Source organism: Desulfotruncus alcoholivorax DSM 16058 (genome assembly GCF_000430885.1).
In the GTDB taxonomy this organism is placed as follows: Bacteria; Bacillota; Desulfotomaculia; order Desulfotomaculales; family Desulfallaceae; genus Desulfotruncus; species Desulfotruncus alcoholivorax.
On the sequence record NZ_AUMW01000037.1, the window covers coordinates 17,551 to 31,701 of the forward strand.

General features: G+C 48.7%; 16 protein-coding genes and 1 pseudogene. 16 read left to right on the top strand and 1 reads right to left on the bottom strand.

Annotation, left to right across the window (positions count from 1 at the left end):
• The first annotated feature begins 400 nt into the window (after nucleotides 1-400).
• The gene (locus H569_RS0115500) at nucleotides 401-637 is read left to right on the top strand and encodes a hypothetical protein (protein WP_027365739.1); all 237 of its coding nucleotides are present in this window, start codon (nucleotides 401-403) and stop codon (nucleotides 635-637) included.
• A gap of 6 nt (nucleotides 638-643) precedes the next feature.
• Here the strand turns inward: H569_RS0115500 and H569_RS0115505 are convergent, their stop codons facing one another.
• Entirely contained in the window at nucleotides 644-832 is a 189-nt protein-coding gene (locus H569_RS0115505; protein ID WP_027365740.1) for a hypothetical protein, read from the bottom strand.
• 258 nt (nucleotides 833-1,090) lie between these two features.
• Here H569_RS0115505 and H569_RS21455 point away from each other — a divergent pair, with 258 nt between their 5' ends.
• The 15 genes and pseudogenes from H569_RS21455 to H569_RS22620 form a co-directional block, all read left to right on the top strand.
• Entirely contained in the window at nucleotides 1,091-2,221 is a 1,131-nt protein-coding gene (locus tag H569_RS21455) for a stalk domain-containing protein (RefSeq protein WP_051273694.1), read from the top strand.
• Nucleotides 2,221-3,738 carry a hypothetical protein gene (locus H569_RS0115520; protein WP_027365742.1) on the top strand — a complete coding sequence of 506 codons (1,518 nt, stop codon included), beginning with the start codon at nucleotides 2,221-2,223 and terminating at the stop codon, nucleotides 3,736-3,738. Before H569_RS21455 ends, H569_RS0115520 begins: the two co-directional genes overlap by 1 nt.
• Nucleotides 3,739-3,897: 159 nt before the next feature.
• Nucleotides 3,898-4,761: an Rpn family recombination-promoting nuclease/putative transposase gene (locus H569_RS0115525; RefSeq protein WP_027365743.1), complete on the top strand. Its 864-nt coding sequence runs from the start codon at nucleotides 3,898-3,900 to the stop codon at nucleotides 4,759-4,761.
• 99 nt (nucleotides 4,762-4,860) lie between these two features.
• Nucleotides 4,861-6,201 (top strand): ATPase, T2SS/T4P/T4SS family, encoded by a 1,341-nt coding sequence (locus H569_RS0115530; RefSeq protein ID WP_027365744.1) that lies wholly within the window; start codon nucleotides 4,861-4,863, stop codon nucleotides 6,199-6,201.
• A 15-nt stretch (nucleotides 6,202-6,216) separates the two neighbouring features.
• Nucleotides 6,217-7,002: a type II secretion system F family protein gene (locus H569_RS0115535; RefSeq protein ID WP_027365745.1), complete on the top strand. Its 786-nt coding sequence runs from the start codon at nucleotides 6,217-6,219 to the stop codon at nucleotides 7,000-7,002.
• A gap of 70 nt (nucleotides 7,003-7,072) precedes the next feature.
• Nucleotides 7,073-7,825, top strand: a complete 753-nt coding sequence (locus H569_RS0115540; protein WP_238492580.1) for a hypothetical protein — start codon at nucleotides 7,073-7,075, stop codon at nucleotides 7,823-7,825.
• Nucleotides 7,826-7,908: 83 nt separating this feature from the next.
• Nucleotides 7,909-8,388, top strand: coding sequence for a hypothetical protein (locus H569_RS0115545; RefSeq protein ID WP_027365747.1), 480 nt, complete (start codon nucleotides 7,909-7,911; stop codon nucleotides 8,386-8,388).
• An 11-nt stretch (nucleotides 8,389-8,399) separates the two neighbouring features.
• Nucleotides 8,400-8,603, top strand: a complete 204-nt coding sequence (locus H569_RS0115550; protein ID WP_027365748.1) for a hypothetical protein — start codon at nucleotides 8,400-8,402, stop codon at nucleotides 8,601-8,603.
• A 13-nt stretch (nucleotides 8,604-8,616) separates the two neighbouring features.
• Nucleotides 8,617-9,021 carry a hypothetical protein gene (locus H569_RS0115555; RefSeq protein ID WP_027365749.1) on the top strand — a complete coding sequence of 135 codons (405 nt, stop codon included), beginning with the start codon at nucleotides 8,617-8,619 and terminating at the stop codon, nucleotides 9,019-9,021.
• 25 nt (nucleotides 9,022-9,046) lie between these two features.
• The gene (locus H569_RS0115560) at nucleotides 9,047-9,601 is read left to right on the top strand and encodes a hypothetical protein (RefSeq protein WP_027365750.1); all 555 of its coding nucleotides are present in this window, start codon (nucleotides 9,047-9,049) and stop codon (nucleotides 9,599-9,601) included.
• Between the two features lie 4 nt (nucleotides 9,602-9,605).
• The gene (locus H569_RS0115565) at nucleotides 9,606-10,226 is read left to right on the top strand and encodes a CpaB family protein (RefSeq protein WP_027365751.1); all 621 of its coding nucleotides are present in this window, start codon (nucleotides 9,606-9,608) and stop codon (nucleotides 10,224-10,226) included.
• A gap of 34 nt (nucleotides 10,227-10,260) precedes the next feature.
• Nucleotides 10,261-11,775 carry an AAA family ATPase gene (locus H569_RS23460; RefSeq protein ID WP_027365752.1) on the top strand — a complete coding sequence of 505 codons (1,515 nt, stop codon included), beginning with the start codon at nucleotides 10,261-10,263 and terminating at the stop codon, nucleotides 11,773-11,775.
• 4 nt (nucleotides 11,776-11,779) lie between these two features.
• Nucleotides 11,780-12,781: an AAA family ATPase gene (locus H569_RS0115575; RefSeq protein WP_027365753.1), complete on the top strand. Its 1,002-nt coding sequence runs from the start codon at nucleotides 11,780-11,782 to the stop codon at nucleotides 12,779-12,781.
• Between the two features lie 75 nt (nucleotides 12,782-12,856).
• Nucleotides 12,857-13,351, top strand: coding sequence for a hypothetical protein (locus H569_RS0115580; protein ID WP_027365754.1), 495 nt, complete (start codon nucleotides 12,857-12,859; stop codon nucleotides 13,349-13,351).
• Between the two features lie 57 nt (nucleotides 13,352-13,408).
• Nucleotides 13,409-14,151: pseudogene (locus H569_RS22620) on the top strand (hypothetical protein); the annotation flags it as partial.

Here is a 14,151-nt window from a genome sequence, read left to right on the forward strand (position 1 = left end):
TGAAGATATATGTGGTATAATTGGATAAGGGAATATTGGAATATGGGCCTCACCTGCCGGGGTTAAGACAACTCGAAAGGGGGTGAGGCTAGCAATGATCGCAGTTTCAGACGTTATACAGATTATCACAACGCTTATCCTTTTTCTCACCCTCGTCGTCCTAATAACGGACCGGCGGAAGTAATTGAAGGCCCTTGAAGTTGCGGCAACAACTTCAAGGGCCTAAAATGAAACCCCGACAGACGAGGCATACCTGCCATATTACCAATATTCCCTGCTTAATAAGATAATATAACAATACCTTGTAAAAGTCAAACCGGTAAAGGGCCGGTTTTTCTTATTTTATAGGCGAAGACTTGGGCTTCAACCCAAGTCAATTTCTACACAAGGAGTGATGTTTTTGAACCAAGAAGAACTTATTGTACCAAGGTTGGCCTTCAAAATCAAAGATGCAGGCTTATTTTTAGGCATGCTTTACCTGGTGTCGTTTCTCATTATTTTGCCTTTTTATTTGAGAGATACCGGTAACATTTTAACCGGCGCGGAGCTTATGCTGATTGCAATACTGGGTATTGTCCTGGTACAAATATTCCTAAACTGGATATACATTCTTATCGTCTATATACAACCCTGTTGAGTGATTTCACTTACCGCCTGGGCCAAGGGCTGATGGAAGTGAAAACCTGCCCGACTTGCGGATCATTTTCAAATTAGTGGCCACCATTGCTGTTGTATTTGGGATGTTTAAAATTTCTGTTAAGGCACCGGATTTATGGATACTGTTTTCCATTTCTCTCGATCCGGTAATATATTCATGACCAGCGGATACCAAAACTTCCTGCGTTTTTACGAAACACTGCTGGCGATTTTCTTTTTGTTAGGCATCTGGAAACCCGGAATTATAACCGAAAAACTGCCACAAGAGTTTAAAGATAGGGTGGTAAATTTTGTTAAAAAAGGGGGCGAATCAATTGTTGATCTAAGAAACCTACGGTAGATTTCAAAAGAAATTTTTCCCAAACAGGGAACCAAAACAGCTGTTCGCGCGTCTAATAATTAGTACCAAATTTTTCATGGAGGTGTAAAATATATGCGTAGATTTCTTGCCTTTGTGTGCTTCATTCTGGCCCTGGCCCTGCTGACGATCAACCTGCCGTTCATAACCCACGCCAACGCGGACGAGCAGGTCAATGTATACGACCAGCAGAAGCAGTTAGTCAAAAGCGTGGTGTTCGTGATCGGCCATGACCAATACTTCGTCAACGGCCAAACCCCCGGAGTCAAAATGGACGCCAAACCGTTCATCGAAAACGACCGCACTTTCGTGCCGGTGCGCTACCTGGGCAACGCCCTGGGCGTGGACAACGACCACATCGCCTGGGCCAGCCCCAGGGCGACGTTCAAGCAGCCCGGCTTCCCGGTGGTGGAGTTGACGGTGGGCAGTAAAGTGATCAAGAGCGACGGGGCTGCTAAGACGATGGACACGGCTCCTCTGCTGAAAGCTGGCCGGACTTATCTCCCGGCCCGGTGGGTGGCCGAGGCTTTAGGCTACCAGGTGGACTGGGACGCTAAGAACCAGGTGGTGCTGTGCTGGCCCAAGGGCGCGGAGAAGCCGGACGTGAGCAGTGTAATCGGCTACATCGGAAAGCTGCAGCCGCCGGTGGATACCATTCCGGTTAACCCGCCTGCGCCGTCGGTAATACCTACCGGCAGTATGCCGGAGCTGTTTAAAAAGGCCAAGCCGCTGGAAGGTAAGCCGTTCAGTTTTGCCGGGTGGAAGTTTGATCCGAGTATTCAGGAGAGTTTGCAGCTTGAATGGGATTTATCAAAGGAAAGCCCTGTAATCCAGGAGGCAACTGTTGATGATTTAAAACCGAACGGCATTAAGATGGGCAAGGGTGATGGGATTATTATTCACGACTTAAATGTTACCAAAGATGGTGTAACAATTACAGCAACAAATTCAAGTTATTTTGTACCTCACTTCTACCTGGTGGAAGAAGGCAACGTGGTGCGCTACCGTGGCGGCGGCGGGTACATGGGGAAAGAAACAGGTAAGTTAACTTATAGCCCCAATGAAATACCCGGTGGAGAATATAAGCCTGGCTCAAATCCCCCGTTCACGCCTGCTGACTTGACCAAAGTAACCCACATCCTGTTTGAATTCGGCGGGGAACTATTGAATGTCAAAAACCCTATTTATCAAGGGGGTAACAAATAATGTTGAAGAAGTTAATTAACTGGCTGATAGCAGCGGTAATCATCATGGCCGTCCCGGCTGGGGCGGCTTTCGCATTGCCCGAAGATCAGGCACAGGAACGAGTAGTTAAGCAGGAAGTGATCGTCGGCTATTTCGACGTCTGGAAAGGCAGCGATTGGCTGGACACCAACAACGACGGCGACCGGGACAAACCCGGCCAAACGGGTAAATTAACCAAGCCGTTTAACTATTCGGCAGCAGATAAGCTAAACGAGTGGCAAATAACACGGGTGGAGGTACAACCATACCCGTTTAGCAGCGAGGAATATACTGCCGCCGGTGGCCGACATTATAATTTTAGTGGTCAACCTGAAGATATGTCTTGGGATAAATTTAAGTGGTGCTTAAAATATCTCCCCCAAAACCTGACGGCTAAAATTGCCGACCAAAACCTGCCCGCCGGCACAGCGTCAGTACAATGGGGGCTTGATTTGCCTTCTAACCCTATATACAATGCACTTGATATTAAAGACCTTAAAAACCGCCAGTACATTGGCTACGAACCGGCCAACATCGGCAGCATGGTCGAAGGCTGGCGCTGGTACTTACCGGCCATCATCACCTGGTACGGGATACCCAAAACACAAATAAACCTGGTGGCCTCCAGCATTGACCCCGGTGTGCCGGACGAAGCGGAGCCCGGCAAGACATACACCGGCACGGTTAAATTTAAGTATTTCGGCACCACACCGTTGGAAAACGTACCCATTGGCGTGTTCAACGGCCAGTACCGGGCCACACTGAAGAAAAACGGCCAGCCCGTAACCAGCGACAACTTCGCGCCGGACGATGTCAAAACATACACCTTTACCTGGACCGCTCCCGAATCCGGCCAAACGGTATTGAAAGGCGTAATAGACACACCGCCTCTGCCGAACGCATACCAGGAAACCACAGAGGAAGATAATACGATTCAAATAACCGTATTCGTGAGCCAACCACCCCCGCCATCGGGACCGGGCAGTTTAACCTTCCAGGCCGTGAGCCAGGACAGGAGCAAATCCAGGCCCGCAGGTACAGCCAAGTGGACCGACTGGGTAACGGCCACCCTTAAACCACCGGCACCTACGCCGCCAAAGGGCAATTTGGATTCGTGGGAAATTACAAGCGCGAAACTGACGTATCCCAAGAAAAGCCCGAATTTCACCTTCGGCACCCCCTACGGCCCGGTTGGAACGAAAACAATAACCATGAATCCCAACGGGCACGTGGCCAAGGTAGAGTTTCAGGAAGACTGGGCCATGGACGGGGCCAAAATATATTCATTGATCGAGAAAAGAATGATGGCCGAAGCGCCCAAAAATTACACCATAACGGCAAGCTATACGGTGGAATTCAAGTATCAGTACAGAGTGAGGAAAACAGACTCAAATGGGAATACGCATTACGTTACCCGGTACGGGACCGGTTCTGATTCTGGAACTGTAACAGGTCAGTTGTTGGTTAACGGCACCGGTGTAAACAGCCTGGCGCAGTAGGACAAAATTATTGACATCTCCCACGGAATAATAAACTTAAACTGGGGCAAAAACTGAGGCAATGATCACTATGTTCCGAATAGCGGTTGCACAGGACTACCAAGAGAAATTATCTTAAGCCAACTCTAAAACATGATATAATTAAACCAGAAAGGGATGATGCCCTTGGCGGAATATGACCTGATTATAAAAGCCCTGGCTGGGCGGTATGGTCGTCAAATTGCAGCCTTTGTCCGGGGTGTCGAAGTGCCGGTAGAGTCCATTCAGGATGCCGACAAAGAAGCAGTGGCCGTGCAGCGCAGTTCCGATGTGCTATATAGAATTAACGAAGACGGATACGAATACATAATGCTGGTAGAGTTTCAGGCCCGTCCGGACAAGGAAATGCCCAAACGGCTATTGGAATACATGGCCATGCACCACCGGCGGCACCAAAAACCAATTTATCCGGTGGTGATTAACCTTACAGGCAGCGATAGGCTTCAGGATGGACGTTATACTGTAGACTGCCTGGAACTAACGGTGGTGGAATTTAAATACCGGCAGTTAAACTTGCAGGACATGCCCGGTCGGGATTTGCTGTACAAAGGACCGGTGGAGCTATTACCTTTGGCTCCATTAATGAAACAGGAAGATCCACCTGAAGCAGTCCTGGAGAAATGTGCCCGGCGGTTTGATGAAGAAGTTGAATCTGATGGCGACAGGGATGTTTTGTACGTTGCTTTGGCCGCTTTGTCATCGCTTAGGTTCCCCAAAGAATTAATTCTCGAGGTGCTGGAGGTGATTAAATTGGAAAACCTGCCGCTGTTTGACGGTATCAGGGAAGAATGGGAAGCCAGGGGCGAAGTTAAAGGCCGGCTGGATACACTTATTGACTTGCTTGAAGCAAAATTCGGCAAGGTTCCGGAAGATTTGCGCAGTCGTCTTTGCGAGCTCAAAGACCCGGTGACTATTAAAGATACGATACGCAAAGTTGTTAATGCAGATACGATTGATGACTTTACCAGGCTGCTTAATAATTAAACTAAACTTTAGCCTCCGGGTTTCCCCGGGGGTTGTTTTAGAGCAACTTTCCCCGCCCGGTTTACCCCGGGCTTTTTTTATTTTTCAGGAGGTGTTTAAATGGCGGAAAAACTTCAATTTGCCTCCCGTAACTGGCTGGAACAGATCGAACGCCAGCGGGAGAAAATTATCGACGAGATTGCAACCCAGCTTTCACGGGAACACCCTGATTTATTTGAAGGTAAAACCGACCTGGCGGGTATGGAGGCGCTAATCCGAAACGCGGTATTGACCAGAAAGGATTTAACCCCCGACGAAAAGGAAATCGCGGTCAGGGAAATCATGGGCCAGACCACCGGCTACGGGGTATTGCAGGAATTTTTCACGGGGCCGGGCGCCGAAGAAATCACGGAAGTGTTCACCAACCCGTCCGCCGACGGTATCCCGAAAGTATTTTACGGCAAACGCGGCAGGCCCTGGCCGGCCGGGAAACAGTATTTCAGGAACAATGAAGAACTGCTCCGTTACTGCCAAAAAGTCTGCGAGGACGTGGGGAGACCGTTTACCGAAGATGCCCCGATTGTGGACGCCTGGCTTAAAGACGGCAGCCGGATTGCGGTGGTGGGGTTTAAGGCCAGCCCCCTGGGCGTATCGCTCACCATCAGGAAATCACCCACCACCAGGCCCCCGATGCCGCTGCAAAAGCTTGTGGAGTTTGGCATGCTGCCGCAGTTTGTTGCCGACCTGCTGGTTGACCTGCTGGTGATGGGCCATGCCAACATCGGCTTCTTCGGTCGCACCGACTCCGGCAAAACCACGTTCATGCGGGCACTGGCCACATATATAAATGAGCTGGAGAGAGTGTTCATCGCCGAAACAAGCTTTGAGATGTATATGCCCAACCTGCCGAACTGCGTCAACCTGGTGGAAGTGGTTTACGGTGATAAAACAATCGTGGATATGACCCAGCTCTGCAAAACCATGAACCGCAACAACCCCGACCGCGCGATCGTCGGTGAAATCCGTTCCAAGGAAATCATTGCGGCTTCTCAAATAGCTTCGTCCACTTCGGGAGGCTTCTGGACAACCGGCCACGCCGGGACGATAAACGACCTGCGCACGAGGCTGTTCGGCATGTACCTGGACGGAGGCGTTCAGCTGCCCCGTGAATTTCTGGACGAGATCATCGCCTCCATGTTCCATTTCGTGATCTTCCTTGACAAAGAGACCACCACCGAGGAAGGCAAGCGCACTTTTATGGAACTGGTTGAAATTATTCCGGGTGAAGGTTACCGGACCATTATCCGCTTCGATACCGATGAGTTTACCGCTTCCGGCGGGAAAACGCGCCGCTGGGTATATGAAAATCCCATCACCCGTGAAAGGCTGTCTATGCTGGCTTTCAGGGGCGGTAAAGTCAAACCTGAATACGAACAAGTCAAGGAAAAGTACCTTCACTAAGGGGAGTGGTTGCTGTTGCTGACAACAGGTTTAATCCTCAGCCTGTTTTTGCTGTTTTACAGCCTGATCATCGGCGAATTCCCCGACACGTACAGCGCAAGAGAAAAGTTTGCTGTATATGGACTGTCGGCTGGGAGCGCCGTGGCATTGTTCATCATCACGGCAGCCTTGTTTAAAACCCCTGTCGCCGCGATGTTTTGGGCGGTTTTAGGCTGGTTTATACCGGGCTGGGTTAAAAAGACGATCAACGGCAAAAAACAGGCCCGGTTGAGAAGTTTAGCCAAGGATTTTGTAACCTCGGCGGCGGGCCTGTACGCGGTCGGTCAGACCAGCGCAGATGTCGTAAGGGTGATGGCCGAAAGATTTCCCGAACCCTTCGCATCAGAATTTCAGGAAATGATCGCCATGAGAAACATGAGCCCCCATGCTTCGTTTCCCCGCATGTTCGCGGAGATGGGACAGAAGTACAACCTGTCCGAGTTTAAGGCGGTATCCGCAATTCTGGCGGCCTCCGAGCGGGCCGGGGGGCCATACGCAGCGGCGAAGGGCCTGAAAAGACTGGGCCAGGCGCTGCGCCAGCGCGAAAGGCTGATCACCGAGCGGGCCAAGGCCACTTTGGAACCCAAGATAGCGGCGATCGTGACAGTATCCATCTTGACAGTTGGCCTATTGCTGGACGCCACGGCATTTAAACACTTGTTTGAAGGCGCGGGAAGATTAATCATGGCGGCAAGCTCCGCAATCGTCGTGGGGCTTATTTTTATGGTAGTTAAAATTAACAGGTCCGAGGACCTGGCGTAAAGGGGGTGGGACTATTTTTGCATTAGCCGGACTGTTTATCTCGCTGCTTACCGCCTTTTTCCTGCTGTGCGTGCCCTTGAACGAGTACGAACTCAGCCCGGTCAACTCCACTGTTGACATAATCAAAAGACGGCTGAATATGCACTTTACAGGCGGCGAAAAACAGGAGATATTCCACATTCTAAACAGAAGCGTTAAAGACGTTTTAAAAACCGGTGTTATCACGGGAGCGGGCCTGGCTCTTTTGGCATTTTTGATCAGCTTTAAATTCATCGGCCCGTTTTCCGCCGTGTTATGCTTGATCAGCTTAATCCTTGGCGTGTTCCTGACGGAAAAACTGTTGCAAAACGAATACCGGAAATGGCAGAGCAACCTGCTTGACGGCATACCCACATTAGTCAGTTTTATGCCCTCTTTCCTTGAAGTTGAAGGCGTAACTCCGCGGGAAGCGTTCGCCAACACCGTCCCTTTTCTGCCCAACCCGCTGAAAGACGAAATGTGGAACGCGGTGGACAGGATCAAGAGGACGGGCGCCGTGCGGGAATCAATGGATGCAGTCGCCAGAAAAGCAAAGCACCCGCTGGTTGACGCCATCTGCTTCAGGATGTCGGCGGCCTGGGACGCCAAAGTCACGGCGGATATATTCACCGACCTGAACGACCAGATCGCGGACATCAACGAAATGGCCGCCGCAAGGGCCACCACGGCCAAAACCGGCTACCTGGCCCTGGTCTGCGTCATCGGCCTGGTAGGGCTGGTACTGATATTCGGTTACCCGGGTGTCAGGTTCCTGCTGGACAAGATGACGGCAAGTTTTGTTTAAGGACGGTGATCTCCATAAGTGGCAAAACTGCTGACAGCAATAGCGTATCTTGTTGCATTCGTTTTATTCGCGCTCGGGCTTATTTGGGTATTAACAAGCGTGCGGCTCTGGTTTTAAAAAACGAAAAGGGATTTATTGAAATCCAAATGCTCCTGACTTATATGGTCTTTACCCTGACCATATTTGCTTTTATTTTGGGGCTTGTATTCGGCGTTTGGAAACAAGCCTCGGCTAAATACATGTATTTTGCCGAAGCTATGGACTTCGCAGCGCGAGCCGCCAATATTACAGGTGACTTGGAGGATGTGGCACTGAACCAAGGATATGCCGAACAGTATTTTAATATGGCCATGGAGGAAATGGGGGGTGATTACACTTTAAGGAGCTTTTACACCGTGGCACCGGGACAATCCGTTCCCCACGGGGTGGCCCGGGCACCCGGTTATGTGGCTGAAATAACCGTGCCGGTGTTCAAAGGAAAAGTTCCCCTTATTGGCTCACAGCAGGTAAGCATACCCATGCGATATTACGCAGTGGTGAAAAGTCCAATATTAGAAAATTAAGGAGGTAACCCATGAAAGTAATTAAAAAATTATGGAAAAAATCAATTGAAATTATCAAAGACGAAAAAGGTTCCCTGGATCAAATGGTATGGTTGATTGGCGCAGCGGTAGTTGTGGTGCTGGTCATCGTTGTGTTCATGGCCCTGGCGCCCAATACGGCGCAAAATATTTGGGGTTCCTTCGTTGACTATGCCAAGGGTGCTTTTGGCATTTAGGTGGTAGTGTAGTATGCTGGACAAGGTAATCATGCTGCCCTTTAGCATGTTTATTTTCTTCTTATTTGCCTTTTTTGCCGCCATCGGTGTGATCATGTTCGGCCAGTGGTGCATGGTCCAGAATGAAGCCCAGTTTGTGGCGGCTTCCATGGGGAAATGGGGCGGCTATACTGAGGATGCCGATGAAGTTATAGATAACCTGGCCGACAGGCTGAACCTTTCCCGCCATGAAATCAAAGTTCAGGTCAGCGACATCGGTCCGGTACCCTGGGGCCAACCGGTGGAAGCCCGGGTGACCGTGCCTTTCAACTTCAAACTGGGCGAATATGAGGTCGGCAGGTACCAGCTTACCGGAATCGGCCACTCGGTAAGCTCATACCTGGAAGGCGCTTATAGCGTCAGCTACATCTACCCGTAAGCCAATGGGTACCAAGGGACGGGACTTGGCGCTTTACTTGTTCTTTGCCAGCGCTGTGGTGGTGGTTGCTGGGAGGCTGGACGGACTCCACGTAATGCCGTTTTTCTGCCTGAATATTATCACCGGCACGGCGGTCCTGTATTATTACTACTACCAGTCATCCGCCCGCAAATGGAGCAGGGAGCTTGGTCTGAAACACGTCGTCCTCCTGCCGGTTCATTACCGCTGGGCAATGGCGATGATCAGCATATCCGGTGGCAAAATCGCGGGCCGGGGCCGTCGCGCCTTCGAGGTGCACATAGACGTACCGGCGGGTTTAAGCCTGCACAGGTTCCTGAAAACCCTCGACGGCGACTTAAACCTGGCCAGAATCAAACTGCCGGATACCTTGTTTTTTTGGGAAACAACGGCCCCGATACCTTCTTCCATACGCGGGCTTATCCGGGAAAAATCCAAAAATGGCAATGCTTTTTGGAAACCCGGGGGCTGGGCCATCCCGCGTTTTCCCTTTACCGGGCGGAACATGAAAAAGGGTGTGTTACGGCGCGGCGCAATTTTAATTCAAAAGGGGGAAGTGTGAACTTGTGAGTAAAAAGGTTGGTATTATCGTGTCGCTGGTACTGGCGCTGGTGTTTACCCTCCTGATCGCAAACACAAGCAACAAAAAATACGTTCAGGCAACTCAAAAAGTGGAGATTGTGCAGGCGACCGAATTCATTCCGATAGGCGCTGAACTTAACAGCAGCAATACAAAAACAGTGGAAGTCGTTAAAAGCGCGGCAAAAGGCTTGGCAAGCAGCAAGGACGTTGCGGGTAAAACAGCCAAAATTCCCATGGTAAAGGGGCAGTACGTTTACAAGGATGCGCTCACCACGGGCAGAGCCCTGCGGCCCGGCTATGTTGAAGTGATCGTGCCGGTGGACCTGTCGAGTTCCGCTTATGCGATGCCGGGCCAGTTGGTTAACGTGCATATCGTTGACAAGGATAACCGGGCGGCCCCGCTGGTGCTGGAAAACATACGGGTGTTCCGGTGCCTCGACAACCAGGGCAACGATGTGGGTAGCGGCGGCAACGAGCTTACGAAAGCGGCGACAAGGAAAAACGAACCTGCCGCGGTCGCCCTGGAGGTGCCTAAAGACAAAGCTGCTGCTGTTGTTTATGCGGCCTCTGCAAAAATGATTTACTTAGCAAAATCCGGCATTTAATTGCCGGATTTTCAATTTTCAGGGGGTGATATATTTGATTTGCTTAATTGCAGTTGAAGACGAATCGGCGCAGGTAATTCAACAGGAACTTCAAAGGAGCGGGCTTTATGAGGGCTGGCGGTTTGAAACCTGCATTAATGCCGGCGATCTGGAAAGCTGGAGCAGAAAAGCCGTTGATGTTCTTGTTTTAAGCCGCTTTTTGCCCGGCGATAATCCCAACAGCCTGCTGGCGAAAGTGAAAATGTTATTTCCCGCAACCCATATTGTTTTAATAGCAGGTGAAAAAAGCGATAAGCAACGGCTTTATATCAAAAATGCAATAGACAATGGACTGTATAATATCGTAACCGGCCAACTGCCGGGTGACCGGCCCTATACAATTTTCGAGGCTCTTACATCCTCTAAAGAACCGGAACTGGACGGGTATTATAGAATCGAGGAATCAAATAATGCAGGGTTGCACGAAAACATTTCCCTGCCAAAAGACGGGCTGAATCTTGATGAACCCAACAATCCGGCTGATTACGCAGAACTCGAATTCCGGGATACGCTTAATAATAACGGAGCCGGCACATTTAAAGAGGTTGAGCCAGAACGAAAAGTAGAAGAACTGGAAAGTGAATTGACCAGGCTAAAACAAATTGTAGCAATGTTGAGCACCGAAAAAACTGGCCACAGCAGACAGCAACAGAAGTTAATCTATAGCCCCGGCAACAGGGGGATTATTGTATGCACAACCGCAAATAAAGGCGGCGTCGGCAAAACAACCACGGCTATAACCCTGGCCGTAGCTTTAGCCCAGGCGGGTATGGAAGTGGCACTTGTGGACCTTGATTTCGCCGGCCCCAACATAAAATCATTCTTCAAATTAGACCCCGAAAGGGGTATCGAAGCCCTGGCCGGGCGGGGAAGGGACCTGCAATTACTGACGGAACATATTCTGCTGCCCGCGCCGGGTATCAGCAGCTTATATATTTTGCCCGGGCCGGCAGATAAAACCATCCCTCCCGAGGCATTATTTGAAGAGGGTGCCCTGGCCGAAGTGTTTAACGTTCTACTGGGCAGATTCCCGGTTGTTATCGCTGATACTCCACCAAACTTTTGGGCCTGTCCCTGGCTGCCGGAAATCTTCCAAATGACGGACCTGGCGCTGGCGGTAGTGGATCAATCCAAGTTCAGCGAAGACGATACCGCCACCTATGCGCCGTACCTGGTTAAAATGGGTATCCGTCCGGAAACCATCAGGATAGTTTTAAACAAATTTTCACCCAAACTGCACAACGCCAGAATTGTGGAGAACGCGTTCTGCGCGGGGTTTAAAAAGGACTTCCCCAAAAACAAACTGCCCAGGGTGATCGCGACCATTCCAAACGACTGGGATACACACATCAAAAAAGGTTACCAGGGCCAGACAGTGGGCCTGGAGGATGCCCGGAGCCAGTGGCACAGGTTAGCCGAAGAAGTGGCCACGCTGGCCGGACACAATTACAAAAAGCCTGATAAGGAAAAAAATAAGAAAGGATTACTTGGAATGTTCACAAGGAGGTAAAACTTTGTTTACCAAATCAGATGTCGAGCGCATCAAGGAGATGGGCGCGTATCTTGACCCGGCATATATAGCGGATGTTTTTAAGGTACCTGTGGATGTGATTGAAGATGTGCTGCGGGGCAATATACAGGGCGATGAAATGGAACCAGCCGGTAAAACAACACTAAAGGTGGTGGAAAAAGCCCGCTTCGTCCGCAATAAAACCGTATGCGCCGTTTCCCCGGGCGGGGGTAAGGGGAAAACCAGCGTCCTTGTTTCTCTGGCCATTTTAGCGGCCCTGCGCAATCCGACGGGGCGTCCGGTCCTGGCCATTGACCTGGCCGAATTCGGGAAAATGCCGCTGCATATGGGGTTTAGGTTTGATGACGAGAGGATCATGCCGAGCATAACACAGTGCAGTGACAACCCCAATCAAAATGAAATTTTTGAATACCTTGCCGTCCGGCACCCGCAAATTGATAATTTATATCTTATACCCGGTGTCAAAGTCGCCGATATGCACGAAAGAATAGAAACAAATATCATTTACAGGGTTTTAGAAGTGGTTCAAAGGCATTTCGAGTTAATACTGGTCGATTTACCGGCGCGAATGGATTTGTGGGATGAAATAGTCGCCCGCACCGATATGGTGCTGGTTGTTGTTTCAAATAATTATCCGGATATTGAAGGAATGGCGCAACTAATCCCCACATTAAAGCGTTTGGGCAAAGAGCAGCAATTCTTGCTTGTTGTTAACCAAAACGGTACCACTGGCTTAAAACAGGGAATGTTTCAACGGGTATTGGCCGGTCTTTGTGCACGGGAAATGCCTGTAGACGCCTGGTTACCTTTTGAAAGCGGGTTATCCGGCTGGCTTAACGGAACGGAGACTCAACATTGTATTTTAAATAATGTTGAAAGTGAATATGCCAGTGAACTGGCTAACTTATTGTCTAAATTGTGCCCGGACTGGAATTTGAAAACATCCAACAAAAAGAAAAGTTTATTGAGCTGGTTAAGGAGGTAGGCTGCAATATCACCGTTGATATTGCAGTCTACATTCATATTGTGCAGTTTGTCTAAAATACTAAAGGAGGACATTATGAAAATTTATATTAGTTCATCCTGGAAAAACAGGGATACAGTTAGAGAATTAGCAATTAAACTTCGGGAATTGGGGCATAGAGTATATGATTTTACAGACCCCAATTGCAGGAAATCTCCCGAGATTCCACCGGAAAAATATCCCGAGCAATTTGATCCAAGTATTCATAAATACAGCGAGTATATAAACATACCAGAATTGAAGCAGGCTGTAATGGATAATAAACGGGCAATTAATTGGGCTAATTTCATAATCCTACTTCTGCCTTGCGGCTCAGATTCTCATGCGGATTGGGCCTTGGGTGTAGGCTTAGGAAAAAGGTCAGTTGTAGTAGGACAACCGCTCAAGGGAGAACGAAGCCCGGTACATCATTGGGCAGACCGAATATTTGATTATGTTGACGATTTTATAAAATGGTTCATTGCAGAAACAAGATGTATCGGATTATCGACTGGCGGTGAGGATTGTGAATCTAGCCTTGCTGTTAAGTGAACACCATTCATAAAGAGCCACCAACATTAAATTAAGTTATGAGGGGGTTAAAGCATAATGTTCAAAAATACTAAAGTTATACTTTGTATAATGGTATTTTTAACAGTATTTAATCTAAATGCAGTAAGTTCTCTAGGTGCTGCTTATCTACCAAGTAGTGATACTGGTTGTAATGTTGATTTTAGTTTTTATTATGATGCTAGTGTTGATGGTTCAACAAAATATTCGTCTGTTATATTCACTGTACCTTCTGGTAGGCTTTTCAATAAAGCTGTATTTACTACAAGATTTTATACTGTATATGGAACTCATGTATATGTCTATTTACGTGGTCAGGACATTAATGAAAATTGGTTTGTGTTTGGCCCATATGATTCTAGCAGCTCAAATCAAACTTATACATTGGCTATTAGTCCACTTTTAAAAAATATAACGTTTAGTGTTTATTTTGGTTATGCTTCATCATCTTCAGCAAAGGGTACTGTAGAAATATATTTAACAAGTTATGGGAGCAGTTTCAGTATACCTGATTCTAATGAATTCTTACAAGTAAGTAATACAGTATCAAACGCTTATAATGCCGCAAATGCTGCAAAATCTTCAGCAGACGCAGCTAATAGCAACGCATGGAATGCATATAACTCAATAGTAAACGGTGTCGGCAATAACGGTAAATCTTTATCAGCAACATACGACAGAGCCGCAGATGCCATGAACAATGCGTGGTATAACGGTGTTGCCTATGGGGGTAAATCAGAAAGTGTCGGCAATATTGCCGGCTATATACGTAATACGCAATT